At 75.7% G+C, this 26,459-nt stretch carries 27 protein-coding genes and 1 pseudogene; 12 read left to right on the top strand and 16 right to left on the bottom strand.

All coding sequences use genetic code 11. The annotated features are described in order from the left end of the window. Positions 1 to 548: pseudogene (locus PSD17_RS23465) on the top strand (DUF58 domain-containing protein); the annotation flags it as partial. After that, positions 545 to 2,800, top strand: a complete 2,256-nt coding sequence (locus tag PSD17_RS23470; protein WP_339124528.1) for a transglutaminase family protein — start codon at positions 545 to 547, stop codon at positions 2,798 to 2,800. The pseudogene PSD17_RS23465 and the gene PSD17_RS23470, both read left to right, overlap by 4 nt. Positions 2,801 to 2,994: 194 nt before the next feature. Here PSD17_RS23470 and PSD17_RS23475 read toward each other — a convergent pair whose 3' ends face one another. After that, complete coding sequence (locus PSD17_RS23475) at positions 2,995 to 3,384, bottom strand: DUF3040 domain-containing protein (protein ID WP_013674918.1); 390 nt, start codon at positions 3,382 to 3,384, stop codon at positions 2,995 to 2,997. A gap of 379 nt (positions 3,385 to 3,763) precedes the next feature. Continuing rightward, positions 3,764 to 4,528, bottom strand: a complete 765-nt coding sequence (locus PSD17_RS23480) for a class I SAM-dependent methyltransferase (RefSeq protein ID WP_339124530.1) — start codon at positions 4,526 to 4,528, stop codon at positions 3,764 to 3,766. A 43-nt stretch (positions 4,529 to 4,571) separates the two neighbouring features. Here PSD17_RS23480 and PSD17_RS23485 point away from each other — a divergent pair, with 43 nt between their 5' ends. Then, positions 4,572 to 5,459: a ParA family protein gene (locus PSD17_RS23485; RefSeq protein WP_013674916.1), complete on the top strand. Its 888-nt coding sequence runs from the start codon at positions 4,572 to 4,574 to the stop codon at positions 5,457 to 5,459. Positions 5,460 to 5,461: 2 nt separating this feature from the next. Here PSD17_RS23485 and PSD17_RS23490 read toward each other — a convergent pair whose 3' ends face one another. The 3 genes from PSD17_RS23490 to PSD17_RS23500 are packed head-to-tail and all read right to left on the bottom strand — an operon-like array spanning position 5,462 to position 6,611. After that, positions 5,462 to 6,160: an SAV_6107 family HEPN domain-containing protein gene (locus tag PSD17_RS23490; RefSeq protein ID WP_339124531.1), complete on the bottom strand. Its 699-nt coding sequence runs from the start codon at positions 6,158 to 6,160 to the stop codon at positions 5,462 to 5,464. Further along, entirely contained in the window at positions 6,160 to 6,297 is a 138-nt protein-coding gene (locus PSD17_RS23495; protein ID WP_013674914.1) for a hypothetical protein, read from the bottom strand. Before PSD17_RS23495 ends, PSD17_RS23490 begins: the two co-directional genes overlap by 1 nt. Beyond that, positions 6,294 to 6,611 (bottom strand): hypothetical protein, encoded by a 318-nt coding sequence (locus PSD17_RS23500; RefSeq protein WP_103384017.1) that lies wholly within the window; start codon positions 6,609 to 6,611, stop codon positions 6,294 to 6,296. Before PSD17_RS23500 ends, PSD17_RS23495 begins: the two co-directional genes overlap by 4 nt. Before the next feature lie 393 nt (positions 6,612 to 7,004). Here PSD17_RS23500 and PSD17_RS23505 point away from each other — a divergent pair, with 393 nt between their 5' ends. Both PSD17_RS23505 and PSD17_RS23510 read left to right on the top strand, forming a co-directional pair. Next, positions 7,005 to 7,619, top strand: a complete 615-nt coding sequence (locus tag PSD17_RS23505; RefSeq protein ID WP_013674911.1) for a GNAT family N-acetyltransferase — start codon at positions 7,005 to 7,007, stop codon at positions 7,617 to 7,619. 51 nt (positions 7,620 to 7,670) lie between these two features. Further along, entirely contained in the window at positions 7,671 to 8,363 is a 693-nt protein-coding gene (locus PSD17_RS23510; RefSeq protein WP_339124532.1) for an LppM family (lipo)protein, read from the top strand. Positions 8,364 to 8,486: 123 nt separating this feature from the next. On the opposite strand, the gene metF is transcribed toward PSD17_RS23510, so the two are convergent. Then, positions 8,487 to 9,347, bottom strand: a complete 861-nt coding sequence (metF, locus tag PSD17_RS23515) for a methylenetetrahydrofolate reductase [NAD(P)H] (RefSeq protein WP_339124555.1) — start codon at positions 9,345 to 9,347, stop codon at positions 8,487 to 8,489. Positions 9,348 to 9,544: 197 nt separating this feature from the next. Here metF and PSD17_RS23520 point away from each other — a divergent pair, with 197 nt between their 5' ends. The 4 genes from PSD17_RS23520 to PSD17_RS23535 are packed head-to-tail and all read left to right on the top strand — an operon-like array spanning position 9,545 to position 15,128. Continuing rightward, positions 9,545 to 10,756, top strand: coding sequence for a polyprenyl synthetase family protein (locus PSD17_RS23520; protein WP_339124534.1), 1,212 nt, complete (start codon positions 9,545 to 9,547; stop codon positions 10,754 to 10,756). Next, positions 10,753 to 12,351 carry a phytoene desaturase family protein gene (gene crtI, locus PSD17_RS23525; protein ID WP_013674907.1) on the top strand — a complete coding sequence of 533 codons (1,599 nt, stop codon included), beginning with the start codon at positions 10,753 to 10,755 and terminating at the stop codon, positions 12,349 to 12,351. The genes PSD17_RS23520 and crtI overlap by 4 nt, the downstream gene beginning before the upstream one ends. 28 nt (positions 12,352 to 12,379) lie before the next feature. After that, positions 12,380 to 14,140: a polyprenol phosphomannose-dependent alpha 1,6 mannosyltransferase MptB gene (gene mptB / locus PSD17_RS23530; RefSeq protein WP_339124536.1), complete on the top strand. Its 1,761-nt coding sequence runs from the start codon at positions 12,380 to 12,382 to the stop codon at positions 14,138 to 14,140. After that, entirely contained in the window at positions 14,118 to 15,128 is a 1,011-nt protein-coding gene (locus PSD17_RS23535) for a phytoene/squalene synthase family protein (protein ID WP_339124538.1), read from the top strand. The genes mptB and PSD17_RS23535 overlap by 23 nt, the downstream gene beginning before the upstream one ends. On the opposite strand, the gene PSD17_RS23540 is transcribed toward PSD17_RS23535, so the two are convergent. After that, positions 15,097 to 15,462 (bottom strand): Rv2175c family DNA-binding protein, encoded by a 366-nt coding sequence (locus PSD17_RS23540; RefSeq protein WP_013674904.1) that lies wholly within the window; start codon positions 15,460 to 15,462, stop codon positions 15,097 to 15,099. The genes PSD17_RS23535 and PSD17_RS23540 overlap by 32 nt on opposite strands. Positions 15,463 to 15,604: 142 nt before the next feature. Here PSD17_RS23540 and pknB point away from each other — a divergent pair, with 142 nt between their 5' ends. Next, positions 15,605 to 17,362: a Stk1 family PASTA domain-containing Ser/Thr kinase gene (gene pknB, locus PSD17_RS23545; RefSeq protein WP_158703401.1), complete on the top strand. Its 1,758-nt coding sequence runs from the start codon at positions 15,605 to 15,607 to the stop codon at positions 17,360 to 17,362. Positions 17,363 to 17,393: 31 nt separating this feature from the next. Here pknB and PSD17_RS23550 read toward each other — a convergent pair whose 3' ends face one another. After that, a complete protein-coding gene (locus PSD17_RS23550; RefSeq protein ID WP_013674902.1) occupies positions 17,394 to 18,782 on the bottom strand; it encodes a class II 3-deoxy-7-phosphoheptulonate synthase in 1,389 nt (462 codons plus the stop codon). A gap of 162 nt (positions 18,783 to 18,944) precedes the next feature. On the opposite strand from PSD17_RS23550, the gene PSD17_RS23555 reads away from it, so the two are divergent. Then, on the top strand, positions 18,945 to 19,088 hold the full coding sequence (locus PSD17_RS23555) for a GPGG-motif small membrane protein (RefSeq protein ID WP_165965732.1): 144 nt from the start codon (positions 18,945 to 18,947) through the stop codon (positions 19,086 to 19,088). A gap of 58 nt (positions 19,089 to 19,146) precedes the next feature. Here the strand turns inward: PSD17_RS23555 and PSD17_RS23560 are convergent, their stop codons facing one another. The 3 genes from PSD17_RS23560 to PSD17_RS23570 form a co-directional block, all read right to left on the bottom strand. Further along, the gene (locus PSD17_RS23560) at positions 19,147 to 19,635 is read right to left on the bottom strand and encodes a polyadenylate-specific 3'-exoribonuclease AS (protein ID WP_339124543.1); all 489 of its coding nucleotides are present in this window, start codon (positions 19,633 to 19,635) and stop codon (positions 19,147 to 19,149) included. Between the two features lie 257 nt (positions 19,636 to 19,892). Next, complete coding sequence (locus PSD17_RS23565; protein ID WP_339124545.1) at positions 19,893 to 20,915, bottom strand: hypothetical protein; 1,023 nt, start codon at positions 20,913 to 20,915, stop codon at positions 19,893 to 19,895. A gap of 13 nt (positions 20,916 to 20,928) precedes the next feature. Further along, the gene (locus PSD17_RS23570; protein ID WP_013674898.1) at positions 20,929 to 21,645 is read right to left on the bottom strand and encodes a lysophospholipid acyltransferase family protein; all 717 of its coding nucleotides are present in this window, start codon (positions 21,643 to 21,645) and stop codon (positions 20,929 to 20,931) included. A 239-nt stretch (positions 21,646 to 21,884) separates the two neighbouring features. On the opposite strand from PSD17_RS23570, the gene PSD17_RS23575 reads away from it, so the two are divergent. Then, positions 21,885 to 22,418, top strand: a complete 534-nt coding sequence (locus tag PSD17_RS23575; RefSeq protein ID WP_013674897.1) for a hypothetical protein — start codon at positions 21,885 to 21,887, stop codon at positions 22,416 to 22,418. A 55-nt stretch (positions 22,419 to 22,473) separates the two neighbouring features. Here the strand turns inward: PSD17_RS23575 and PSD17_RS23580 are convergent, their stop codons facing one another. From PSD17_RS23580 to PSD17_RS23600, 5 genes are read right to left on the bottom strand one after another with little or no spacing between them, the layout of a single operon-like run. Then, the gene (locus tag PSD17_RS23580; protein ID WP_103381562.1) at positions 22,474 to 23,472 is read right to left on the bottom strand and encodes an ROK family protein; all 999 of its coding nucleotides are present in this window, start codon (positions 23,470 to 23,472) and stop codon (positions 22,474 to 22,476) included. After that, the gene (locus tag PSD17_RS23585; RefSeq protein WP_339124550.1) at positions 23,469 to 23,888 is read right to left on the bottom strand and encodes a hypothetical protein; all 420 of its coding nucleotides are present in this window, start codon (positions 23,886 to 23,888) and stop codon (positions 23,469 to 23,471) included. Before PSD17_RS23585 ends, PSD17_RS23580 begins: the two co-directional genes overlap by 4 nt. After that, positions 23,885 to 25,141, bottom strand: coding sequence for an ArsA family ATPase (locus tag PSD17_RS23590; protein WP_339124551.1), 1,257 nt, complete (start codon positions 25,139 to 25,141; stop codon positions 23,885 to 23,887). Before PSD17_RS23590 ends, PSD17_RS23585 begins: the two co-directional genes overlap by 4 nt. 37 nt (positions 25,142 to 25,178) lie before the next feature. Continuing rightward, positions 25,179 to 25,613, bottom strand: coding sequence for an SRPBCC family protein (locus PSD17_RS23595; protein ID WP_013674893.1), 435 nt, complete (start codon positions 25,611 to 25,613; stop codon positions 25,179 to 25,181). 37 nt (positions 25,614 to 25,650) lie between these two features. Next, on the bottom strand, positions 25,651 to 26,439 hold the full coding sequence (locus tag PSD17_RS23600; protein ID WP_339124553.1) for a metallophosphoesterase family protein: 789 nt from the start codon (positions 26,437 to 26,439) through the stop codon (positions 25,651 to 25,653). Positions 26,440 to 26,459: the final 20 nt, after the last annotated feature.

Below are 26,459 nucleotides of genomic sequence, written 5' to 3' on the forward strand. Positions count from 1 at the left end.
GCGAGATCACCGTGCTGCTCGACCGGCGCGACGGCGCGCACCGCGGCGACGGCCCGTCCTCGAGCCTGGAATACGCCGTGTCGATGGCCGCGTCGATCGCGCTGCACCTGGTCCGCGCGGGCGAGCCGGTCACCGTCGTGACCGAGGACGGCGCGGCGCTGGCCCCCCGGCTCGGGGGCTCCTCCGGTCTGCCCGCCACGGGCGCCGACGAGCTGCTCGACGCGCTCGCGACGCTCCGGGTCTCGGCCCGGACCACACTCGACGGGCCGCTGCTGGCGCCGTCGGGCGACGTCGTCGCGATCGTGGGCGAGACGAGCTCCGACGACGTCGCGGCGCTGCTGGAACGCCGCCCCGCGAGCGGCCACGCCGTCGTGCTCGACGTCGCGAGCTGGGACGACGGTGCCACCGCCCGGCCCGCCGACGCCACCGCCGCCGACCTGCGCCGGGCAGGCTGGCACGTCACCGTCGCCCGGGCCGACACCGACCCGCGGACCAGCTGGGCCGACCTGAGCTCCGGACGCCGGCTCGTCCCCGGGGCCGCGCGGTGAGCGCGCCGACCCGGGACCGGCCCGCGCCCACCGCGACGCGGCCGGCGCGCCCACCCGTACCAGGTCGGCCACGGCGCGCCGGGATCGACGTCGCCGTCGCCGCCGGCATCGCCGCGGTGCTCGCGTCCGCGCCCGTGGCCGCCGTCGTGCAGGGCATCGCGTGGCTCGGGCACGCGGCCGGGATCGTCGCGGTCTGCGTCGCGGTGAGTGTGCTGCTGCGCCGGGCGCACGCGGCCGTCGCCACCGTCGTCGCGCTCGCCGCGATGCTCGAGTACCTGGTCGTCGCATTCACCCCCGAGTGGTTCCCCGGGCCGGCGGCGTTCGCGGAGTTCGGCCGGCTCGTCGCGGGCGCGGGTTCCCAGATCAGCACCGGGGTGCCACCGATCGCGTCGACCCCGGAGATCCTGCTGCTCACGACGGCCGGCATCGGCGTCGTCGGGCTGATCGTCCAGCTCATCGCCGTCGTCGGGCAGGCGCCCGCCGCGGCAGGCGTCCCCCTGCTCGCGGTCTACGCCGTGCCGACGGCGCTCACCGGCAGGCTGCTCCCGTGGTGGGCGGTCACCGGCGCGGCCGCCGGCTTCGCACTCCTGCTCCTCACCCGTCGCGGAGCCCGTCGCCAACTTCCCGCGGGCGTGCTGATGACGGCCGTCGCGGTCGTCGTCGCGCTGCTCGCCGGATCCCTGTTCACCGCCGTCGGGACGACGGGCCGGTTCAACAGCGGCAACCTCAGCGCGAGCGGCGCCATCGGGCTCAACCCGTTCACCGCGCTGCGGGGCCAGCTCACCCGTGGCACGCCTGCCGACCTGTTCGAGGTGTCGGGGCTGCCGCAGCCGCAGTACATGCGGGCGCTGACGCTGCGCGACTTCGCCGCCGACCGCGGGTTCGTCGCGACGGCACCCGCGCCCGGGGTCCCCATCGGCGACACCGACCTCCCCGGCGGCGCGCCCGACGGCACCCAGAAGGCGACCGTCGCGGTCGACAACGTCGGGTTCCGCGACTACTGGCTCCCCGTGTACGGCACGCCCCAGCGCGTCGACGGCCTGTCCGGCAACTGGTCCTACGATCCCGTCTCCGGCATCGCCTACAGCACCCGCCAGCGCGAGGAGAGCAGCTGGACGCAGACCGCGCTGCTGCAGCAACCGACGGCCGACGACCTGCGGGCAGCCACCCCCGCGCCGGGGGCCGTCGACGTCGGGTACCTCAACGTGGCGGGCGTCGACCCGCGCGTCGCGGCCCTCACCGCCGACGTCACCCGCGGCCGCACCAACGCCTTCGACAAGGCCATGGCCGTCGTCGACTACTTCACCGGACCGAACTCGCAGTTCCACTACAGCCTCGCCACCGCGCCGGGAGCGGGCGACGACGCGCTCGTCGAGTTCCTCACCAAGGGCCGCACCGGCTACTGCGAACAGTTCGCGACGGCGATGGCCGTCATGCTGCGCACCACCGGCGTCCCCACGCGCGTCGCCGTCGGGTTCACCGGCGGCACCGTCGACGGCGACCGCAGGCTGATCACCAGCTCCGACGCGCACGCCTGGGTCGAGGTCTACTTCAACAACTACGGCTGGACCTCCTTCGACCCGACGCCGCTCTCGGACGGCCGCACGATCGTCCCGAACTACGTCCAGCAGGCCCACGAGCAGGGCGGGTCCGACGCCGAGCCCGCCACGCCGCAGGACACCGCGCCGCAGGACGGCGACACGCCCGAGCCGACGGCCCCGCAGGACCAGCCCCCGCCGCCCGACCAGCCGCAGCCGACCGCCGACTCGTCGTCGTGGTGGGTCGTGCCGCTCGTCGCGCTCGGCGGTCTCCTGGTGCTGCTCGCGCTCGTCGCCCCCGCGCTGCAACGACGACGGCTGCGCCGCCGCCGGCTCGCCGCCACCGCGGCCGGCGGGCCCGACGCCGCGGAGCAGGCGTGGTCCGAGGTCCTCGCCGAGTCCGCGGACCGGGGGGTGGGCGTGCCGGTCACAGACACCGTGCGCGCGGCCGCCCGGCGGCTCGTCGAGGAGCACGACCTCGACGAGCCCGCGCGCGACGGCCTGCGCCGGCTCGTGACGGCCGTCGAGACCGCGCGGTTCGCGGCCGGCCCCGCGGCCGGTGACGGGCCGACGCTCTCGGCGTCGCTGGCGGCCGTCCGTGCGGGCATCGCCGCCGGCACCCCCCTCGGGCTGCGCGGCCGGCTGCTCCCCCCGTCCGTGCTGCGCCGCCGGTCCGCCGCCGTCCCGGCCCCCCGGACCCCGGCAGGGGTCTGACGCGGTCCCGTCGCGCCGCACGTCGGCGGGCGCGGCGGCCGTCCGAGCCGAACCGCCCGTGAGTGGCGATGGTCGCCAGGCGTTCCCGCCGTGGTCGACGATGCGACCGGGGCGACGGCCGCCGGAAACGACGACGGCGACCCCCGTGGGGCCGCCGTCGTCGAGAACCGGGTACCGAACCCGGCCGCGTCAGGTCATTCCTGTTCGAAGCGCCGCCGGAAACGCTCCTCCATCTTGCCGGTGAAGCCGCCCTTGTCCGGCGGCGGCGCGTTCTTGCCCTGGGCGTTCTGCGCGTTGCCGGCCCCGACGGACGTCACCGCCAGCACCGCACCGCCGAGCATCAGCAGGAAGCCGACGACGCTCAGTACCGGGAAGCTGCTGGCCAGCCACAAGGCGCGGACGGCAACGCCCACGACGAGGAGGACGAGGCCCAGCAGGAACATCAGTACGCCTTGCAGGCGCCTGCGCCGGGTCGGTTTGCGCAGTCGGCCGCCGCGGACGGACGACGCGAACTTGGGGTCTTCGGCGTAGAGAGCACGCTCGATCTGGTCGAGCAGTCGCTGCTCGTGCTCGGAGAGGGGCATGGCTTCGCCTCCGGCACACGATGTTCGGTCGGGTCATCTTCCATGGTGCCGGAACGACACGACGAGCGCCCGGGGTGGACGTCTAGTGCAGAGGATACGAGTCCGGCGCCTGGTCCACTAGCCGGAGTACCGAACACAACGGTCCGATCTTCGAACGGCGGCGGAGATGCGCCTCACGTGCGGGTCGTCAGCGTGTCACAGCGCACGGCGTGTCGGCCACGCCGCGGAGCGACCGCGTCGCGGACGCGACATGGAGTGCCCGCGTCGCGGACGCGACTCGACGGCTCGGCTGCCGGGGTCGTACGCGTGTCGTGGCACCCACGGTCCGGCGGCCGCCCGGGTGGGCGAGGACGTGCATCCGGGCCGCGAACCGCGCGGGTCAGGGCCGGCGGGCGAGTGCGTGCAGCCGCGCGGCGACCTCGCGCAGGGCCGGCACCCCGGCGGCGAGGGACTCCAGCTCGGCGATCTCGGCGGCACCGGCGCCCGGGGCGTTGCCGTCGCGGACGGCACCCGGCAGCCAGGCGTCGAGCACCCCGTCGCCCTGCACGATCTCGACCTCCAGCCCGGCGCCTGCGAGCAGCTCGCGCAGGCCGGGGCCGTCGAGGCGGCGGCGCAGCTTGTCCCCCGGGCCGAGCCGGCCGTCGGGGTCGGTGAGGACGGCACGGGCCTCGGCGAGCCGCCCGGCGAGCACCCGGCTGAGCACGGCCGCCGTCCGCCCGGTGACCAGCACCGACACCGCCGCGCCGGGAGCCGCCGCCGCGGTGAGCGCCGTGACGGCACCGCGCGCGTCGTCGACCACCTCCAGCAGCCCGTGCCCGAGCACCAAGTCGGCGCTGCCGGACTCGACGCAGTCGGTGAGCGCGTCGACGTCGCCCTGCACCGCGGTCACATGTTGTCCGACACCCGCTTCACGGGCCCGGCGCTGGAGGGCGGCCAGCGCGTTCGGGCTCGAGTCGACGACGGTCACCGTGCAGCCGGCCGCGGCGAGCGGCACCGCCCACGCGCCGCTTCCGCCGCCCACGTCGAGGACCAGTGGTCGGAGGCCGGGGCGCGCCGCCCGGACTCGACCCAGCTCCGCCTCGAGCACGCGCCCCACCCGGCTGCCGCCGGACGCACCCAGCAGATCTCCCGCCGCCGCAGTCACGGACCGCAGCGTAGTGGCAGACACGACAGAGTAAGTTGATCGCGTGCATGTCGTCGCCACGTTGAGCCTCAAGGGCGGTGTCGGGAAGACCACCGTTGCCCTCGGGCTCGCGGGTGCCGCGCTCCACCACGGCGTCCGTACGCTGCTGGTCGACCTCGATCCGCAGGCGAACGCCACGATCGCGCTCGACGTCGAGCCGACGACCGCGACGGTCGCCGACGTCCTCGACGATCCGCGACGCTCCGTGCTGCACCGGGCGATCGCCCCCAGCGGATGGGGTGAGGGGCTCGACGTGCTCGTCGGCGCCGAGCAGACGGAGCGGCACAACCATCCCGATCCCGGCCCGAAACAGCTGAACCGGCTCGCCCGCGCGCTGTCGCGGCTGCACGAGCTGCCCGACAACGACGGGGCGGGCGCCCCGGACGACCCGATCGCCCGCGCCGCCGGTCACGACCCGGAGGATCCCGACGCGTACCGGCTTGTCGTCGTCGACTGCCCGCCCTCGCTCGGTCAGCTCACCCGCAGCGCGCTCACCGCGGCGCAGCGCGCCATCCTCGTGACCGACCCGACGATGTTCGCCGTCTCCGGTGTGCAGCGCGCGTTCGACGCGGTGCACACCGAGCGCCATCGCGGCAACCCCGAGCTCCAGCCCCTCGGCGTGCTGATCAACCGGGTCCGCCCCCGCAACGCCGAGCACGAGTACCGCATCGCCGAGCTGCGTGACATCTTCGGCCCGCTGGTGTTCAGCAGCGTGCTGCCCGACCGGTCGGCGGTGCAGCAGGCGCAGGGGGCCTGCCTGCCGATCCAGGCCTGGGACACCCCCGGCGCCCGCGAGGTCTCCGCGGTGTTCACGGCGTTGCTCGGCCGGGTCCTGCGCAGCCGCCGGGCCATGGCCGGGCGACCGGCCGCGGCGCCGCCCCCCATCGTCTGACCTCATCGCGCGGGGATGCCGGCGGCCACGAGGGCGACGAACTGCTCGGCCTGACGCAGCAGGTCGTCCGCGTCGCGCCTGCCGACGAGCCGCGCGAGCCCGGCCTCGGCCGCCGCCCGGGTCGCCGAGCAGGACGCGAAGAACATGGCCCACTCCCCGAACTCCGGGGCGACACCGGCGAGCAGGTCCCACACGTTGCGGGTGCCGCCCCGCCGCGGCTGGGGCCTGGCGCGCATCGCGAGCACCGCCGCGGCGGCGCGCAGCGCGGACAGGTAGGCGGCCGGGTAGCGCAGCAGAGGGTCGTCGAGCCGGTGCGCCTCGGCAAGACCCTCCTGTGCCTGCCGCAGCAGGCTCGTGGCGTGCCGCGACGTCGGCGCGCCCGCCGCGGACGGCCGCCGCGCGGTGGGCCGCGCACCGCGGCCGCCCGCGCGATCGCCACCGGTCCCGTCCGGGAGGGGCGGATCCCCGTCCGGCCGACCCGCCGGCCCGACGGTCCGCGACCGGGCTTCCCCACCCGGCCCACGACCCGGCGCCCGGCGCCGCGGCGGCGGCACGAACGGCAGCACCGTCTGCCCGCCCCTGGACCGCGGCGACGGCGAGCCCGCGGGTTCCGCCGCCTCGGCAGCCGGTTCCGCGGCCGGCCTCCCGGGCGACCCCGCCCCGGCCGTCCCGCTCGTCGGCACCACCGCGCTCGACCTCATCACCGCTCCTCCCCGTCGGCCCGGGCTTCCCCGACCCGGGCCCCCGTCGCGCCCTGTCCGTCGATCGCCGGGAGGGCGCGGTCGACGCGCTCCCCCGCCGGCACCGGGCCGGTACCGCGTGCGGGCGGCGCGCTCACCGCTGCACCCGCACGAGGTCCCACACACCCGGCCCGGCCCGCATCCGCAGCACGAACTCCATCTCCGGCGCCTGCGGCTCCTCGGCCGAGCGCGCCGCCACCCGCCAGCACCGGAGCCGATCGCCACCGACCGGCATCGGCGACGGGAACGGCCACGGGGACTCCTCGATCCAGCGCTCGCGGACGTCGGTGACCAGGAACCGCGGACCCTTGCGCACCGGACGGCGCTGGAACTCGACCGGCTCGCCGTCCTGCCAGCGCACCTGCACCGGCGTCGGCGACCGCGACCCGAAGACCCGGCTGAAGGCGTTCACCACGGCATCCCCGCCTCCCGCGCGCCCGGACCCCACCGGCAGCCTGCTGGTGACCTCACGTGAACCACGCTCCTCACGACCTCCGGGCCGGTTCCCGAGCGCTTCCCCTCGCCCGGCCCGCCCTCCGCCATCATATCGAACGCATGTTCGAACAGCCAGTCGTGGTGTCCGCCCTCCCCCTCGGCGACGACCATCACGTCGCCGGACGGCACCGGGACGATCTCCCCGACCCGCCCGAACGCATCCCTCGAACCGACCCACCCGTCGACCGCCGCTGCGCCCACGCGCCGCGGCGTGATGAGATGGCGCGGTGCACAGCTCGGCCCGGTCGACGGCGTCGTCCCCGCAGGGGGCGCGGCGCCCCGCGGCGCGCCCGCACGACCGGACGCCGCGATGACCGCGGCACCTCCACGCAACCGGCTGGTCAGGCTGAGCCAGGCGGAGTTCACGACGCGGGTCGGTGAGGCGCTGGACGTCTACGTCGCGGCGATGGGCTACCCGCGCAGCACCGCGCGCCAGCGCCGCACCCTGTGGCTCGACCACGGCAGGCGACCGGGCTGGCGGGCGGTCGGCTGGCTCGACCCCGCCGGCACGCTGCTCGGCATCGCCTACGGCTACGGGGGCGGCGCGGGCCAGTGGTGGTACGACGAGGTGCGCCGGGGCCTGGGGGACGCACCGCACGCCGCGTACTGGCTGTCCGACTACTTCGAGCTCACCGAGCTGCACGTCCGCCCCGACGCGCAGGGCTCACGCCTCGGCGAGGGTCTGCTGCGCGCCCTGCTGACCGACACCGGCTACGCGAAGGTGCTGCTCTCGACGCCGGAGTACGGCGACCGCCCGCCGGGCCGGGCGTGGCGGCTCTACCGGCGCACCGGGTTCGTCGACCTGTTGCGCCAGCACCGGTTCACCGGCGACTCGCGGCCGTTCGCCGTGCTGGGCCGCCCGCTGCCGCTGGACCCGCCGGAGGCCCCGCCCCCGGCGGGCGCGCCGGGACCGGGTCCGGCCTGAGCCTCGGCCCGTCGCGGGGGCGCCGCCGCCACCCGATGGCACGATGACGCCATGCAGTCCCCGCCCGTCACCGGCGTCCGCTCCCCGCGCCGCCGCGCATTGTCCGCGGTCCTGATGGCCGTGCTCGTACTCGGCGCGCTCAGCGGCTGCGCACGGGTCCGGACGGCACTCGCCCTGCAGCCCGACGACACCGTCACCGGCGAGGTCGTGATCGCGACACCGCAGAAGACCCCCGACGACCGGGGACCCACGCTCACCCTGCCCGAGGACCTGCGGTCCGAGGTGGACGTCTCGGACTACCGGCAGGACGGGTACGCCGGGTCGGTGCTGCGGTTCAGCGGGCTCTCGTTCGACCAGGTCGCGCAGCTGACGTCGGTCGCGGGCGCGGCCGGCGACCAGCGCACCCAGCTCACGTTGCGCCGGGCGGGCAACCGGGTGCTCGTGAGCGGCAAGGTCGATCTCACGACCATTCCCGTCGACAGGGCCGACTTCCAGCTCAAGATCAGCGCTCCAGGCGAGGTGCTCGACACCAACGGGGACACCGACTCCGGGACGATCAGCTGGAACTTCACCCCGGGTGAGGTCGGCGACATCCGGGCCTCGCTGGCCTACGACGACCCGAACGCCCCCTCGGCGACGGCATGGACCCTCGGGCTGGCGCTGCTGGTCGCGGCGGTCTCCGTCGGTGTCGTCGCGTTGGCCCGCCGTGACCGCAACGAGCCGCTCACCCCGGCGGGACGCTGACCGGACGGCCGCGCGCACCCTCGGCACGCGACCTCGCCGGGCACGGCCGAGCGCCGGCGCGGACCCCTCAGCGCGGACCCCTCAGCGCGGACCCCTCAGCGCGGACCCCTCAGCGCGGACCCCTCAGCGCGCCGCGGCCAGCCCCAGCCGTCCGACCAGCTCGATCGTCGCCGGAGACCGGTTGAGCGTGTAGAAGTGCAGCCCCCGCACGCCCTCGGCCAGCAGCTTCTCGCAGAGATCGGTCGTGGCGTCCATGCCGGCGGCGCGGAACGCGGCCGGGTCGTCGGCGTGGCGCTCGAGCCGTGCGACGAGGTCGGGCGGCAGCGGCGCGCCGGACAGCTCCGGGCCGCGGTGCAGGGTGCGCACGGTGGTCAACGGCATGATCCCGGGCAGCAGCGGCACGTGGCAGCCGGCGGCGTCGAGCCGATCGCGCAGCCGCAGGAACCCCTCGGGTTCCAGGAACAGCTGGGTGATCGCGAAGTCGGCACCCTTGCGGATCTTGGCGACGAGCCGCGCGAGGTCCTCGTCGGGGTCGGTCGAGCGCGGGTGGCCGTACGGGAACGCCGCGACGCCCACGCAGAAGTCACCGAGGCTGCGGACCATCGTCACCAGCTCGTCGGCGTAGGTGAGGCCGTCGGGGTGGGCGACCCACTCGCCCAACGGGTCGCCGGGCGGGTCGCCGCGCACCGCGAGGACGTTCCGGATGCCCGCCGCGGCGTAGGAGCCGATCACGTGCCGCAGCTCGGCACGGGAGTGCGACACCGCGGTGAGGTGGGCCATCGGCACGAGGGTGGTGTCGGACGCGATGCGCGCCGTGGTGCGGACGGTGCGGTCGCGGCTGCTCCCACCCGCCCCGTAGGTCACCGAGACGAACGCCGGGTCCAGGGGCTCGAGACGGCGGATCGCCTGCCACAGCTGGGTCTCGCCCGCCTCGTCCTTGGGCGGGAAGAACTCCACGGAGAACACGGGACGGTCGACGTCCATGCGCTCGACGACGGTCGTGCGGGCGGCGGGGGTGCGAACCACCGCGCCAGCGTACGGGCACTCGCAGCGCAGGTCACGAGGACCTTCGACCGTGCCGATCGACCGTGCCGATCGCGCTCGACGGGCGGAATCGCGGTGGGTCGATAGGCTCGTGACGTGCAGCAGCCGACCGCTCCCGCCGACCGAGGGCCGCGCTGATGGCGCGCTCCGGCGCGGCCGATCTCGCCCCGTCCGCCACCGGCGCCGCCGCGCCCGGCGGACCCGATGCCGCCCGGCCGGCCGCGTCCGGGCCCGCCGTCCCCGGGCCCGACGGCGGTCCGCTCGACGGGCTGCGGCGCGTCGACGCCGACGTCGCCGGAGCCGTCGAGCGTGAGCTGGCCGCGGTCCTCGCCGACCGGCTGCGCGACGCCGCCGCCGTCGCCCCGGAGGTCGCCGAGGCGCTCCGGGTGCTGGAGCGCTTCGTCGTCGGGGGCGGCAAACGCATCCGGCCGACGTTCGCCTGGTGGGGCTGGCGCGGCGCGGGCGGCGACCCCGCCGCGGCAGGCGCGGCGCTGCGGGCGGTGTCGGCCCTGGAGCTGCTGCAGGCCTGCGCGCTCGTGCACGACGACCTGATCGACGACTCGGCGACCCGCCGCGGCCGCCCGACCGTGCACGTGGAGTTCGCGGGCCGCCACCGCGACGGCGGCTGGTCGGGCCCGGCCGACCGCTTCGGCGCCGCGGCGGCGATCCTGCTCGGCGACATCGCGCTGGCCTGGGCCGACGACACCCTGCAGTCCTCCGGGCTCGACGCGGCGGCGCTCGCCCGCGCGGGCGCGCCGTGGCGGGCGATGCGCACCGAGGTGCTCTGCGGGCAGTACCTCGACGTCCTGGCGCAGGCCACGGCCGACACGAGCACCGCGGCGGCCATGCGCGTGAACCGCTTCAAGACCGCGGCCTACACCGTCGAACGGCCGCTGCACATCGGCGCCGCGCTGGCCGGAGCGGACGACCGGCTCGTCGCCGCGTACCGCGGCTTCGGCACCGACATCGGCATCGCCTTCCAGCTGCGCGACGACATGCTCGGGGTCTTCGGCGACCCCGACGTGACGGGCAAGCCCGCGGGCGACGACCTGCGCGAGGGCAAGCGGACGCTGCTGGTCGCGCTCGCTCTCGAACGCGCCGCCGAGCGCGGCGACACGGCGTCCGCGCAGGTCGTCACGGGCGCGCTGGGCGACCCGGCCCTCGACGCGGCGGGCGTCGACCGGGTCCGCGACGTGTTGACCTGCCTCGGTGCGGTCGACGCCGTGGAGGAGCGCATCGCCGCGCTGACGGCCTCGGCGCTCGACGCGCTGGCCCGTGCCGAGGTGGCCGAGCCCGCGGCCGCCGCGCTGGCGGGCCTCGCCGTCGCCGCGACCCGCCGCCAGCGGTGAGCCCGCGGACCGTCCCCGGCCGCACCGATCACGTCGTCGTGGTCGGCGCCGGGTTCTCCGGGCTGTGCGCCGCGCTGCACCTGCTCGGTGCCGGCCGCGCGGTGACCGTCCTGGAACGCGCCGACGGCCCGGGCGGCCGCGCCGGTGCGCTGGACCTGGACGGCCCGTCGGGGACGTTCCGCGTCGACACCGGCCCGACCGTGCTCACCATGCCCGACCTGCTCGACGACGCGTTCGCCGCCGTCGGCGACCGGCTGGCCGACCGGCTCGACCTCGTCGCGCTCGACCCCGCCTACCGCGCCCGCTTCGCCGACGGCTCGACGATCGACGTGCACACCGATGCCGACGCGATGGAGGCCGAGGTGCGGCGCACCTGCGGCCCGGCCGCGGCCGCCGGGTACCGCGACCTGCGGGCCTGGCTCACCCGGCTGTACCGCGCGGAGATGGACCGGTTCATCGGGGCGAACCTGGACTCGCCGCTCGACCTGCTCGTCCCCGACCTCGCGCGGCTCGTGGCCGCGGGCGGGTTCGGCCGGCTCGGCCCACAGGTCGCCCGGCGCGTCGCCGACGAGCGGCTGCAGCGGGTGTTCTCCTTCCAGTCGCTCTATGCCGGGGTCGCGCCGCAGCGGGCGCTCGGCGCGTACGGCGTCATCGCCTACATGGACACCGTCGCAGGGGTGTTCTTCCCCCGCGGGGGCATGCGGGCGATCGGCGCCGCGCTGGCCGACGCCGTCGTCGCCGCGGGCGGGGTCGTCCACTACGGCCGCACCGTCACCGGTCTGGACCGGCGCAGCGGACGGGTGGACGCCGTCCGGCACCGCGGCTCCGCCGGGACGGGCGGCGCCGACGCCGCGCGGCTGCCGTGCGACGCCGTCGTGCTCACCCCGGACCTCCCGGTCGTCCACGCGCTCGTCGGCCGCGTGCCGCGCCGCCCGGTGCCGCTGCGCTGGTCGCCGAGCGCGGTCGTGCTGCACGCGGGGCTGCGCCGCACCCGTCCCGAGCTCGCACACCACACGATCTCCTTCGGCGCGGCCTGGGAGCGGACGTTCACCGAGCTGATCGAGGACGGGCGGCTCATGAGCGACCCGTCGCTGCTGGTGACGCGCCCGACCGCGACCGACCCGACGCTCGCCCCGGACGGGCGCGACCTGCTGTTCGTGCTGGCGCCGTGCCCGAACACGGCCCGGTCGTCGATCGACTGGGCGCGGGTCGGGCCCGCCTACCGCGACGAGCTGCTGTCGGTCCTCGCCGGCCGCGGGTTCGACGGGCTCGACGCGGACGTCGAGATCTCCCGGTCCGTCACACCCGCCGACTGGGCCGGGCAGGGTCTGGGCGCCGGGACGCCGTTCTCGCTCGCGCACACGCTCGCCCAGACCGGGCCGTTCCGGCCGCGCAACCTGGTGCGCGGGCTGGAGAACGTCGTGCTCGCGGGCTGCGGCACGACGCCCGGCGTCGGGATACCGCCCGTCGTCGTGTCGGGGCGGCTCGCCGCCGAGCGGATCACCGGCGGGTCCGCACGACGTCGGCGGGCGACCGTTCGTCGGCACACCGGCGACGGGTCCGCGCCGCACCGCAGGGTCCCGACGAGGTCTTGACACTCTCCGTGCGAGCATGGGCGCCGACATGACCGCGCAGCCCTCGACCCCGGTCCCGCGACCGGCGTCCCCCGAGCCGACGGCACCGGACCCGGTGTCGTCCACCGTGTCGTCCTCGGCGCCGTCCTCGGCGCCCTCGGCGGCGCCCGCCGGCGAGGCGGCGTCGACCGGCAGGGCGGCGACCGGCGGGGCGGCGACCGGTCCGGTGTCGACGTCGCCGGTGACGGCCGTGGTGGCACCGGACGGCCACGACGGGGCGCCCGCGCCCCGCTGGGCCCGGTTCGGCAGCCCGCCCCGCAGGCCCCTGCTCCTGGGCCTCGGCGCGTCGCTGCTGATGCTCGTCGGCGGCTTCGGCGCGGGCGGTGTCCTGGTCCGCGACCCGTGGCTGACCAACAGCCCCATCGGCTTCTGGCGCTACGGCCACGGCTCGGAGCTCGCGACGGCGCTGGTCTACATCGGCGTCGCGCTGCTGGCGTGGGCGTGGGTGCAGCTGGGCCGCGAGGTGATCGCGGGCCGCGTCGGCGGCCGCGCGGTGCTCACGACGGCCGCGGTGTGGCTGGTCCCGATGCTGGTGACGCCGCCGCTGTTCACCCGGGACGTCTTCAGCTATCTCGCGCAGGGCGCGCTGCCGCTGCACGGGTTCGACCCCTACGCGGTCGGCCCCGAGGTGATGCCGGGCGTCTTCACCGACAACGTCCACTACTTCTGGCAGGACACCCCGGCCCCGTACGGCCCGCTGTTCATCCTGCTGGCCAAGGGCACCGCCGCCGCGGTCGGCGGCAACGTCATCGCGGGTGTCATCCTGATGCGGCTGGTCCTGTGCATCGGGCTCGTGCTGCTGGTGTGGGCCCTTCCCGAGCTGACCCGGCGGATGGGCGGGCGGATCCCCGTCGCGCTGTGGGTCGCGGTCGCCAACCCGGTCATGATCGTGCACATGGTCGGTGGTGGCCACAACGACCTGCTGGTCATGGGGCTGCTCGCCGTCGGCGCGCTCTACGCGCTGCGCGGCAGGCCGGTGATCGCGATCGTGCTCGTCACCGCGGCGATGGCGGTCAAGGCGAGCGCGGCGGTCGCGCTGCCGTTCGTGGTGCTGGTGTGGGCCGCCCAGATGCCCGGTCCGTCGCGCACGGTCCGGATCCTCAAGGCCACCGCGGCCGGCGTCGGCGTGTTCGCCGTGACGTTCGCGCTCATCACGGTCGCGGCCCAGGTGAACCTGGGCTGGCTGCCCGCGCTCAGCGCGCCGTCGATGATCGTGAACTGGCTGTCGCTGCCGACGGGCGCGGGCGAGCTCGTGCACTGGGTCCTCAACCTGGTCTTCAACCTGCCCAAGCAGCCGTTCATCAACGTCGCGCGGATCGTCGGCGGCCTGCTGCTGCTGTGGATCGGGGTCAAGCAGTGGCTCGCCGCACGCGACGGCGGGCCCGACGCACTGCGCCGCGCCGGCATCGTGCTGCTCGCGGTGGCGGTCCTGTCCCCCGCGACGCTGCCGTGGTACCTCAGCTGGGGCATCGCGCTGCTCGCGATGACGGCGTGGACGCCCAAGGCGCTGTCGTGGCTGGTCTTCGTCTCGCTGTGGCTGGTGATCGTCTACTACCCCAACGGTGAGGCCGCGCTCTACAACTGGGGCTACCTGGCCGGGTGCGCGCTGGTCTGTGGGCTGGCCGCGTGGTCGCTGCTGCACCCCGACCCGCTGCGGCTGCGACGCCGGAAGGACCCGGCCGCCGGGACGTCCACCACGTCCGCGGACGACGCGCTGACGGCTGCCGGTGCCGGGCAGCGGCAGGGCTGAGCTCGACGCGGCCGGGATCACCGATCCCGGTCTGCGGACGGCCTACGCCGCCTGCCGGGAGCTCAACGCCCGCCACGGTCGCACCTACTTCCTGGCCACCCGGCTCCTGCCCGCGCGCCGCCGACCCGCGGTCCACGCCCTCTACGGCTTCGCCCGCTACGCCGACGAGATCGTCGACGACCTCTCCGACGGCCGTCCCGCCGCCGAGCGCGCCGCCGCGCTCGACGCACTGGCGGACGACCTGGCCGCCGCGCTGGGCGGGGACCCGCCGACCCCTCCGGGCGACGCGCGCGCCGCGGTGCTCGCGGCCGTCGCCGACACCGCCCGCCGCCACGACATCGACCACCGGCACTTCACCGACTTCATCGCGTCGATGCGGATGGACACCCACGTCACCGGCTACGCCCGCTACGCCGACCTGGCCCCGTACATGCACGGCTCGGCGGCGGTCATCGGTCTGCAGATGCTGCCCGTGCTGGGCACCGTGACCGACCGGGCGCAGGCCGAACCGCACGCCGCCGCCCTCGGGGTGGCCTTCCAGCTCACGAACTTCCTGCGCGACGTCGGCGACGACCTCGACCGCGGCCGCGTGTACCTGCCCGCCGACGAGCTGGCCGCACACGGCGTCGACCGTGACCTGCTCCTGTGGTGCCGACGCCGGCGCGCCCGCGACCCCCGCGTCCGCGCCGCGCTGGCGCACCTCGTGGCCCGCACCCGTGGCGTCTACCGGCGCGCGGCGCCCGGCATCCCGATGCTGGAGCCGGTCTCCCGGGCCTGCATCGAGTGCGCGGCGGCGCTCTACGGCGGGATCCTCGACCGGATCGCCGACGCCGACTACGACGCCGTGCTGCACCGCCGGGTCCGGGTTCCCACCGCCCGGCGCATCGCCGTCGCGGGGCCGGGACTGCTCCGGGCGGGCCTGGCCCGCGTCGGGGCGGCGGAGCCCCGGACGACCCTCAGAACGCCATCGCCTGGGCCCGGCGCTTGACCTCCTTGTGGCGCCCCTCCTTGAGGGCGGCCACCGGGGTGCCCGGTAGCGACTCGTCGTCGGCGAAGAGCCAGCGCAGGATGTCGGGGTCGGCGTAGCCGCCGTCGCGCAGCACGGTGATCGTGCCGCTCAGTCCTTTCACGACGGCCCCGTCCGCCAGGAAGTCGGCCGGCACGACGGTGACCCCGTCGCGACGCAGGGACAGCAGGTGCCCGTCGCGCACGAGCTGGTGCACGCGGGTCACGGGGACGGACAGCAGTTGGGCGACATCGGGGACCGGCATGGTCTCGACGTCGTCGGAGAGCACCGCAGGGGTGCCCGACACCTCACTCACCGTACGGCCTCGCAGGGCTCGGCCGACGCTTCGCGGGCACACTGTGTCCACGGTTCGCTCGCTGGCGCTCACTCACAGCGCCACACCATGCCACAGCACCGGCCGTGACGGGCAGCCTCCGGACGGACGGTACCGTCGGGGGGTGAACGCCCCGACCGGTTCCGCTGGTGCGCTGCTCGACGCGCGCTACCGCGTCGGTCCGGTGATCGCCCGCGGCGGGATGTCCACCGTGTACCGCGGCCTCGACACCCGGCTCGACCGCCCGGTGGCCATCAAGGTCCTCGATCCCGCCATGGCGGCCGACCCGGCGTTCCGGGTCCGCTTCGAGCGCGAGGCACGGCTGGCCGCCCGGATCGACCACCCGGCCGTCGTCGACGTGCACGACCAGGGCGACGCCCCCGACGGGGCGCTCTTCCTTGTGATGGAGCTCGTCGAGGGCGGCACGCTGCGCGACGTGCTGCGCGCCCGCGGGGCCGTCGGCGTCCCGGCGGCACTCGCGGTGATGGAGCCGGTGCTCGCGGGCCTGGCGGAGGCACACCGGCAGGGCATGGTGCACCGCGACGTCAAGCCGGAGAACGTCCTGCTCTCCGATGCCGGCGAGGTCAAGGTCGCCGACTTCGGGCTGGTCACGGCCGCGGCGCAGGCCGGCGCGAGCCACGTCGGGATGATCATGGGCACGCTCGCCTACCTCTCTCCCGAGCAGGTCGCCAGCGGCGCCGCCGATGCGCGCAGCGACGTCTACGCCGCCGGGATCATGCTCTACGAGCTGCTCACGGGGGCACCGCCCTACGTGGGCGACACGCCGATCTCGGTGGCGATGCGCCACCTCAACGAGGACGTCCCGCCGCCGTCGCTGGTGGCCACGGAGGTTCCCCCTGAGCTCGACGAGGTCGTCCTCGCCGCCACCCGGCGCGACCCCGCGGCCCGCCCGGCCGACGCCGCGGCGTTCCTGGCCGCCCTGCGCCGGGTCCGCGACCAGCTCGCCGTCCCGCGCGTGGCGCCGCCGCGGCCGCCGGCGCGTCCCGTCGAGGAACAGGCGACGGTCCCCGCGGGCCGGCACGCCGCCGCGGTGGCCGCGCCCCCCGGTCCGGGCGGCACCCGCACGATGGAGCGCCCGCCCGGCGCCGACGACGACGCGCCCACCGCCGTCGCCGCCCCCGCCGACCGCGGGATGCCCGACCACCGCGTCGCCCGGCGCCGCAGCCGCCGGCTGCTCGCGCTGTGGATCGTCGTGGTGCTGCTGCTGGGCGCGGTCGTCGCGGGCGCCGCGTGGTGGCTGGGGACGGGCCGCTGGACGGCGATGCCGTCGGTCGTCGGGCTCGACCGTCCGGCCGCGGAGAAGCTGCTGGCCGACTCCGACCTCGTCGTGACCGTCACCGAGGCCCATCACGACACCGTCGCCGACGACGTCGTCGCCGCGGCCGAGCCCGCGCCGCAGTCCCGGCTGCTGCGCGGCAGCGAGGTCCGGCTCACGGTGTCGACCGGCAGACCGGTCGTGCCGGCCGTCGCGCCCGGCGCGGCGGTCGCGGCCGCCGAGCAACAGATCCGCGATGCCGACCTGACACCGGTGCAGTCGGTGACGGCGACGGAGTTCAGCGAGACCGTGCCGCAGGGCGCCGTCGTCCGGACCAACCCGGCCGCGGGGTCGCCGCTGGCCATCGGCGCGCCGGTGACACTCGTGCTCAGCAAGGGGGCCCAGCCCAAGCAGGTCGAGGTGCCCTACGTCGTCGGCGACCGGCTCCGGGAGGCCCAGCAGACGCTGCGCGACGCGGGTTTCGCCGTCGAGGTCGAGTCCGACTTCCCGTTCGGCGGCCGCGACAACGGCCGCGTCGTCCGTCAGGACCCCGACGCCGGGGAGACCGCGACGCGGGGCGCCACGATCACCCTGACGGTCTTCTGACCCGGTCGTGAGCGGCGGCCGTGGCGCGAGCTCAGCCCCGCAGCATCTCGGCCACGAGGAACGCCAGCTCCAGCGACTGCTGGGTGTTGAGCCGCGGATCGCAGGCCGTCTCGTAGCGACCCGCGAGGTCGGCGTCGGAGATCTCCTGCGCGCCGCCGAGGCACTCCGTCACGTCCTCGCCGGTGACCTCGACGTGGATGCCGCCGGGGTGGGTGCCCAGCGCGCGGTGCACCTCGAAGAAGCCCTGCACCTCGTCGACGATGCGGTCGAAGTGCCGGGTCTTGTAGCCGGTCGTCGACTCGTGGGTGTTGCCGTGCATGGGGTCGCACTGCCAGATGACCTTGTGCCCCGACGCGGTGACCTTCTCCACGATCGCGGGCAGCACGTCGCGGACCTTGCCGTTGCCCATCCGGCTGACGAGGGTGAGCCGGCCGGGCACGTTCTTCGGGTCGAGCCGCTCGACGTACTCGACGGCCTGCTCGGGCGTCGTCGTCGGGCCGAGCTTGAGCCCGATGGGGTTGGCCAGCAGCTCGAAGAGGGCGACGTGGGCACCGTCGAGCTGGCGGGTGCGCTCGCCGATCCACACGAAGTGCGCCGACAGGTCGTAGAGCCGCGGCGTCTCGGTGCGGGAGTCCAGGCGCAGCATCGCGCGCTCGTAGTCGATGAGCAGCGCCTCGTGCGAGGCGTAGAACTCGGTGGTGTGCATGCGGTAGTCCTCGACGCCGCACGCGTCCATGAACTGCAGCGCCCGGCCGATCTCCCCGGCCAACGCCTCGTAGCGCTCACCCGCCGGCGAGGTGCGCACGAAGTCCTTGTTCCAGTCGTGGACCATCGACAGGTCGGCCATGCCGGTGGCCGTCAGCGCGCGCACGAGGTTCATCGCGGCGCTCGCGTTGGCGTAGGCACGGACCATGCGCGACGGATCGGGCACCCGTGCGGCCGGGTCGGCCACGATCGAGTTGACGATGTCGCCGCGGTAGGACGGCAGCCCGAGCGCGTCGGTCGGCGAGCTGCGCGGCTTGGCGTACTGCCCGGCGATCCGGCCGAGCTTGACCACGGGCAACGAGGCGCCGTACGTCAGCACGATCGCCATCTGCAGCAGCGTGCGGATCGTCGCGCGGATGTGCGGCTCGGTGTTGTCGACGAACGTCTCCGCGCAGTCGCCGCCCTGCAGCAGGAACGCGCGCCCGTTGGCGACGTCGGCCAGCCGCTCGTGCAGCCGGTCGACCTCGGCGGGCAGCGTGACGGGCGGGACGCTCTCCAGGACGGTGCGCACGTGCGCGACCTGCTCGGCGTCGGGCCAGTCCGGCTGCTGGGCGGCGGTCCGCGACAGCGCCTCGTCGAGACGGGTACGCAGGTCCGCGGGCAGCGGCGGCAGCTCGGGCAGCACTTCGACGGGGGCGTCGACCGACCAGTTCACGTACGCCAGGTTAAGCCGTCACGGAAGGGCGACGGCGCGCGGCCCGACCCCTCGCAGGCGACCGTTCGGCCGGACACCGCCGGGGGTCGGCTGCTCCGTCCGGGCGCTGTCGTCACCCGGACGGACCGATTCCACATCGGACGCCGTGTGTACTCCCCCCGCATGGCAACTCTCCTGTGGATCCTCGCCGTCGTCCTGGTCGTCGCGGGCATCGTCGCGATCGTGCGCCGCCAGCTGCTGTGGGGCATCGTCCTCATCATCGTCGGGCTGCTCGTGGGCCCCGGCGGGGTGAGCATCTTCACCTGACCCTCCCCCGACGCACGCCCCGACGACAGCCACGGCACGGCGGTCGCGGACCCGCAGCTCAGCGGGCCGCGACCGCCGCTTCGATCGCCTCCCAGCGACGCAGGTTGAGCCGGGCGTCGGCGAGCGCGTCGTGCGCGTCCGACGACGGGGGCGGCAGCGGCGGCCGCCCGGCGTCCTCCCAGCGTTGCCGCAGCTCGCGGGTGAACCGGGGCAGGGCCCGCGGCAGCGCAGGCATCGCTCCCCACAGCTGGCACAGCACGACGTGGTCGTAGGCCGCGATCCACGCCCAGAGCTCGACCTCGCCGGGGGCGCCGGTCAGGAAGGCGAGCAGGTCGGTCCGGATCGCCGCCCGTGAACGCCAGGCCGGGTCGGCGGGCGACGGCAGCTTCGGCAGCACGTTCGCCCGGACCCAGGCACCCGCGCGGCCGGGGTCGAACTCCGTCGAGACGGCGTAGAACTCACGTCCGTCCTCACCGACGACGCCGATCGAGACCAGGTCGATCGTGGTGCCGTCCTCGATGAACTCGCAGTCGTAGAAGAACCGCATTCCGTTCCGTTCCTGCAGGCCGGGCGCGTGTACGCCCTGCGGTACGCACCCGGGTCGCAGCGGCGGACCGGGCGGCCCGCGACGCCGACCGCACCGGGCGACGGCCTGCGGGCCGCAGCCGAGCCTACGGACCGCCCGTCGGCACCGCGTCGCACGGCGTCGCACATCCCCGGACACGCGCGAGGATCCGCGCGACCCGCGCGCCCGTCGGCCGTCGTCGCACGCCGGGCGGGCGGCGCGGGCACGGCCGGGCCGGGTCAGCCGCGCGCTCCCGCCGCCAGGTCGCCGAGCACGTAGTCCAACAGGTCGCGCCCGTGGTCGGAGGCGACGACGACGTCGTCCGCGGTGACCCGGACCCGGTGCAGCGACTGCATGCGCAGGACGTCGCCGTCGGCCCGGTGGTTGGGGAAGATCCCCGCGTAGGAGACCCCGAGCTCCTCGAGGTGGTCGGCGACGAGGGCGGTCGCGGGGTCGTCGAGCGGCAGGTCGAGGTAGACGGCGTCGGCGCCCGCGTGGCGGAACAGGTGGTGCCGCTCGGCGCGCACCACGTCGGCGAGGTCGGCCCCCGGCGCGGTCACGGTGACGAGCCCGATCGCGTGGTCCCGGTCGACGTCGACGTGCAGCACGCTCCTGGCGGGCAACGCGGCGTCGGCGGGCGGGCGGGCCGGGGCGCCGCGCAGGTCGCACACCTGCAGGGTGCGGGCGACGACCGGCAGGTGCCGCTCCGGGGCGTACACGCTGCGCGGGGTGCCGTCGGCGAGCTTGGTGTAGAAGAACGCGGCCGAGCGCCGCCGTCGCCGCCGGTCGAGGGCCGCGTCGTTGCTGACGCTCGCCGGGATCCAGCCGAGCAGGAAACCGGTCTCGTGCGCGCCGGCGGCGAGGTCGGCCTTCTGGCTGTACGGGTGGACGGCGGTGACCTCGGCGTACATCCCGCACAGGCCGCGCTCGCGCGCCCAGTCGGACAGGAAGCGCTTGGTGCGGGTGAACACGTGCCGGCCGCGCGCGGCGGGCAGCGTCACCGCCTGCCCGCTGTGCGCCACGACGTCGCCGGCCGCCGAGAGGCTCATCCCCATGTGGCACAACAGCTCGCCGGCCCGTGTCTCGGCGACGACCGACACGTAGCGGCCGTCGGCGAGGCGCGCGCACACCTCGTCGACGTCGTAGACCCACCGGACGTCGTAGCTGTCGCCGTAGACGGTCTCGATCAGCGAGACGAGGACGCCGCCCTCCTCGGGCCGCAGCAACCGGAAGACGATCTCGTCGGCAGCAGGGCCGTGCACGGCGGCCGCGTCCTCAGCCGGCCCTGGTGCCGGGCACGCGGTCGGCCGTCGCGGCGGCCGCCTTCTCCTTGACCGACGCCGCATAGAGGTCGACGTAGGTCTGCCCGGACAGCTCCATGAGCGAGTACATGATCTCGTCGGTCATCGAGCGCTCGATGAACCGGTCGCCGGCCATGCCCGCGTAGCGCGAGAAGTCCAGCGGCTCGCCCACCCTGATGTGCACGGGATGCGGCTTCCAGATCCGCGACCCGATCGGGTTGACCTTGTCGGTGCCGATCATCGCGACCGGGACGACGGGCACCCCCGCCTGCAGTGCCATCCGCGCGACGCCGGTCTTGCCCTTGTAGAGCCGTCCGTCGGGCGAGCGGGTGCCCTCCGGGTAGATGCCGAGCAACTTGCCCTCGCGCAGCAGCCGCACCGCGGTGTCCATCGCGTCCTGGGCCGCGGACCCGCCGGAGCGGTCGACCGGCACCTGCCCGACGCCGGTGAAGAACTGCTTCTTCAGGAAGCCGACGACGCCCGGCGCGGTGAAGTACTCGCGCTTGGCCAGGAACGTGATCCGCCGGGGGACGAGCAGCGGCAGGAAGAACGAGTCCACGACGGCGAGGTGGTTGCTGGCGAGGATCGCCGCACCCTTCTCGGGAATGTTCTCCAGACCCTCGATCGTCGGCCGGCACAGCAGGCGCATCAGCGGGCCGAGCAGCACGAACTTCGACCACCAGTACAGCACCGGTGCGGGCTCCCCTCTGCGCGACCGGGGCACAGCCTACGGACGGCCCCGGTGCGTGGCCAGCGGATCGATTCGGGTCCTCCGACAGGCCGTCGACAACAGGACATTCAGAGCCAATCCGGCATCGGTGGGTCACGATGCGGACGAGACGGTCCCATCCGGCGCGGGACGTGTCAGGATGGACGCGAGCGCACCCCGGCGGCCCCGGCCGGGGCGTGCCGAGGGCGGGGAGGTGCCGGATGAACCACGATCCCGACGATCGTTGGGGTCCGGGAACCGGCGACCGGGACCGCGATCCCGATCTCGACGAGTTCGACCGCATCGTCGCCGCATGGCGCGACGAGGGCTCGGTGCCGCAGTGGCCGACGGCCGCGGAGCCCGCCGAACCGCTGTCCGACGACGCGGCGCCCGGCGACCCGGCGTCGCCCCTCGGTCGTCCCGCGTCCGCATCGGGCGACGAGACCTCGACGCCCGCCGTCGGCATCCCCGAGACCGCGCGCGACGACCTCGCCGACCCGCTCGACGAGCACTTCGTCCCGCCCGAGCCGCCGCCGCTGCCGCGCCTGGGGCCACCGGCGATCGTCGGCATCGTCCTGCTGGGCCTGGGGTTGCTGCTGGTCGTGGCGCCCAGCGTGCTGGGCATGTCGTCGGTCTACGGGCTCCCGCTGGGGCTGCTGTCGCTCGCGGCCGGGCTGGGTTGGCTCGTGCTGCGGCTGTGGCCGACCCCGGCCGACGACGAGGACCCGGACGACGACGACGGCGCCGTCCTGTAGGAGCCCCGTCGGCGGGTCACCGGACGGCAAACGGGTCACGCTCCGCAGGTCACGGTCACGCCCTGCCGGTCACGGCCTCCCGGGCCAGCTGCGCGGCCCCCACGACCGCCGCGGCGTCGCCCAGCTGCGCGGTGCGGATGCGCGCGAGCGGCCGGTGCCCGGCCCCGGTGACGACGCGCGCGTAGTGCGCGCGGGCGTCGTCGAGGAACAGCGGCGCCGACTCCGACACCCCACCTCCGACGACGACCAGCTCCGGGTCGAACACGTCGGCGACCAGGGCGAGGCCCTCCCCCAGCCAGCGGCCCAGGTCGGCGACGGCACGGCGGGCGACCCGGTCGCCCTCCCGCGCCGCCGCAGCCACCCGCTGGCCGCTGATCCGCGCCGGGTCGGCCGCCGCCTCGCGGGCCAGCACCGACGACCCCGAACGATCGGCGCCGAGCAGCTCCAGGGCGGTCGTCGCGAGCGCGGTGCCGCTGCAGTAGCGCTCCCAGCAGCCACGTTTGCCGCACGGGCAGGGCCGTCCGTCGGGCACCACCCGCAGGTGGCCCAGCTCGGGGGCGACCCCGTGGGCGCCGCGGTAGAGCGCGCCGTCGACGAGCAGCGCGGCGCCGATGCCGGTGCCCAGGGCCACGAACACGACGGTCGACGCCCCTGCCGCCGCACCGAACCGGCGCTCGGCCAGCGCGGCGGCGTTGGCGTCGTGCTCGACGACGACCGGCAGGCCCAGCCGCGACCCGATCCGGTCGGCGACGGGCGCGTCCCGCCACGGCAGGTGCGGCGCGAACCGGACGTGGTCGCGGTCGGCCGCGACGAAGCCGGCCAGCGCGAGACCCACGGCCGCGACCGGGTGCCGGCGCGCCAGGTCGCCGACCATGCCGCTCACCGTGTCCTCCAGCGCCGCCTCGCCCGCCGCCGTCGCGGCCCGGCACGTGTCGAGGATCTGGCCGTCGGCGTCGACGACGCCCGCGCGCACGCTCGTCCCGCCCACGTCCACACCGACGGCGAGGGGCGCCGCGGGCGGGCCGTGCGGGCCCGTCCGTCGTGTCGGCGTCATCCGCGGGCGACGGTGATGCGCTGGACCCGCGGCCGCGAGGTGGCCGGGCCGGTGTCGGCGGCGGGCGGGGCGGCGCCCGCGCCCTCCTCGAGCGCGGCGCGCAGCACCGCGACCAGACCGCCCGCCTGCTCGGCGAGCCGGGCGGCGAGCTCGGGGCGCTCGCCGCGCAGGACGGCGAGTACCGCGCACACCGGACAGGTCGCACAGGTCGTGGGCGCGGACCGCGGTTCCGCGGCGGCGGCGTCGGCGAGCAACCGGTCGAGGGCGGGCTGCACCCGGTCGAGCACGCCGAGGACGAGGGTGCGCAGCTCACCCGCCATCCCGGCGTGCCCGCCGCAGGCGCCGTCCCCGGCCTCCCCGGCCGTCGTCCCCGTCGTCGTCCCCGTCGTCCCCGTCGTCCCCGTCGCGTCGGTCATCGCATCCACACCGCGGGATCGGGGCGGAACAGCACGCGCAGGGTTGCGGCCTCGCGGGCACCGTCGAGCCGGGCCGACACGACCTCGCAGCGGCGCAGCACCGACGGCAGCGTCACGGGGCGGCGCGCGAGCCCGACGGTGACCACCAGGTCGTCACCCACCCTGGCCAGGTCGAGCCGGCCCTCGTCGGCGCCCGGGAGGTGCAGCGCCAGCTCGAACTCGGAGTCGAGCGCGGTGCCCTCCCCCGCGGTGCGGCGCACGGCCAGCGGCGGGCGCGCGGCGGCGGGCGCGGGGACCGGGTCGTCCTCGCCGTACAGAGCGTCGGCGAGCGTGTGCAGCGCCGCGACCCCGGTCGGCTCCGCCGCCGCGTAGCCAAGGGTGCGCAGGACGACGTCGTCGCCCGCGGCAGATGCGGTGAGCTCGTCGAGGACGGCCTGCTGCTCGGTGTGCCGCTCGCGCAGCCATCGCGCCGCCGGTCCCCGCAGCGACGTCGAGGGCGCCGGCAGCACCCGGTTGACGACGAGCCCGTCGACCCGGATGCCCTGCAGCGCAAGGGCTGTCTGCGTCCGGCGGGTCTCTGCGACGACCACCCGCTCGGGCGTCGTCACCAGGCGGACGCTGCTGCGGGCGGGGTCGACGAGCAGTGCGGCGAGCCCGCTCAGCTGCTCGGCCAACCCGTCGAGCGCGTCCACGGTGCGGTCGAGCCGGGCCGCGGACTCGGCCGCGCCGCGGCCCGTCAGCCCGGCGAGCATCCCTCGGACCGCCCGCCGGTGCGCGGGGAAGAGTCGCTCCAGGTAGCCGGCGAGCGCCTCGGGCAGGGCGAGCAGGCGCAGGGTCTCGGCCGTCGGCCCGCAGTCGACGACGACGACCTCCCACGGGCCCGACTCGGCGAGCCTGCGGACCTCCGCGAGCGCGAGCAGGTCCTCGACGCCGGGCAGGACGGTCAGCTCGTCGGCGACGATCTCGTCGACCCCGATCCCGGCGAGCAGCGTGCGCAGGTGCCCCTGCAACGCCCCCCATGCCCCGTCGAGCAGCACGCGGGTGTCGATGTGCGCGGCGAAGAGCCCCCCGGCCTGCGGCAGCTCGCGGGGATCGCCGTCGAGCGGGGCGTCGAGGGCGTCGCCGAGCGAGTGCGCCGGGTCGGTGGAGACGACGAGCGTCTTGCGGCCGGACCTGGCCAGGTGCGCGGCCGTCGCCGCCGACAGGGTCGTCTTCCCGACCCCGCCCTTGCCGGTGAACAGCACGACACGCACGTCGACGAGGGTAGTCACGAAAGCGGGAGTGCCGGGTTCAGCCCTGCTCGACGCGACGCTTGAGCCCCTTCAGCGCGGTGTCGATGATCACCTTCTCGGCCTTGCGGCGGAGCATGCCGATCATCGGGATGTTCAGGTCGACGGCCAGCGAGTAGGTGACCGTCGTCGAGTCGCCGTCGGCGACCAGCACGTAGGAGCCGTTCTGCGACTTCTGCATCTGGCCCTTGACCAGGTTCCAGCTGACCGAGTTGCCGTCCGGCGCCCAGTCGTAGTCGAGGGTGTAGGAGTCCTTGATCGGGCCGGCGTCCATCGTGAACCGGACGCGGCGGGCGCGGCCGTCGGCCTCGTCGAGGATCTCGACCGTCTTCACCTGCTCGGCCCACTTCGGGTACGCCTCGAAGTCGGCGATGACCGCCATGACCCGCTGCGGGTCCGCGGCGATGGAGATCGAGGAGGTGGTCGCGTCGGCCATGCCGCGGAGGTTACCGCCCCGCCGCCCGCGCGACCCGTCACCACCGCAGCACGTACGGGGTGGGTCGGCGGCGGAAGTAGCCGACGTTGACGCACTCCGTCCGGCCGCGCCGCACGCGCTGCGCGAGCGGCTGGTGGACGTGCCCGGACAGCGCCGCGCGCGGCCGGTCCCGGTCGATCACCTCGACGAGCCCGGGCCCGGTGGCCTCCGGTCCGCGGGTGACGACGTCGTAGGCCAGCTCCGGCAGCGCCGGCGGGACGTGGCTGCACAGGACGTCGACGGCGGAGAACCCGTCGACGACCGCCGCGTAGTCGTCCCACGACACGAGGTTGGGCCGCCACGCCGGGCCGGGGGTGAACGCGACACCACGCGGCAGCGGCGCACCGCCGACGAACGCGAAGCGCAGGCCGCCGATCTCGGCGACCTTGCCGTCGGGCAGGTGGACGTGCGGCCCCGCGTGCTGCGCCCAGAGGTGCGGGACGTCGACGTTGCCGGGGATCGCCCAGGTCGGCGCGGGCAGCACGGCGAACAGCCGGGCGTACTGTTCGGCCACCGCCTCCTCGACCAGAGCCCGCGGGTTCCCGACCGCCTTCCACGCCTCGGTCGCGTACGCGCGCAGGGCGTGCCGGTCGGCGGAGCGGCGCAGCCGGGCCAGCTCGGCGCTGACGTCGGCCCCCAGCACCGTCCCGACGATGCCGCCGGTGGGGTCGGCATAGTCGATGAAGTCGATCAGGTCGCCGAGCACGACGAGCGCGTCGGCACCCTCGCCCGCGCGGGCGAGGCCCTCCACGTCGCCGTGGACGTCGGAGACCACGTGCACGCGCATGCCCTGACGCTACCGACCGT

The organism is Pseudonocardia sp. D17 (assembly GCF_036984265.1).
Taxonomy (GTDB): Bacteria; Actinomycetota; Actinomycetes; order Mycobacteriales; family Pseudonocardiaceae; genus Pseudonocardia; species Pseudonocardia benzenivorans.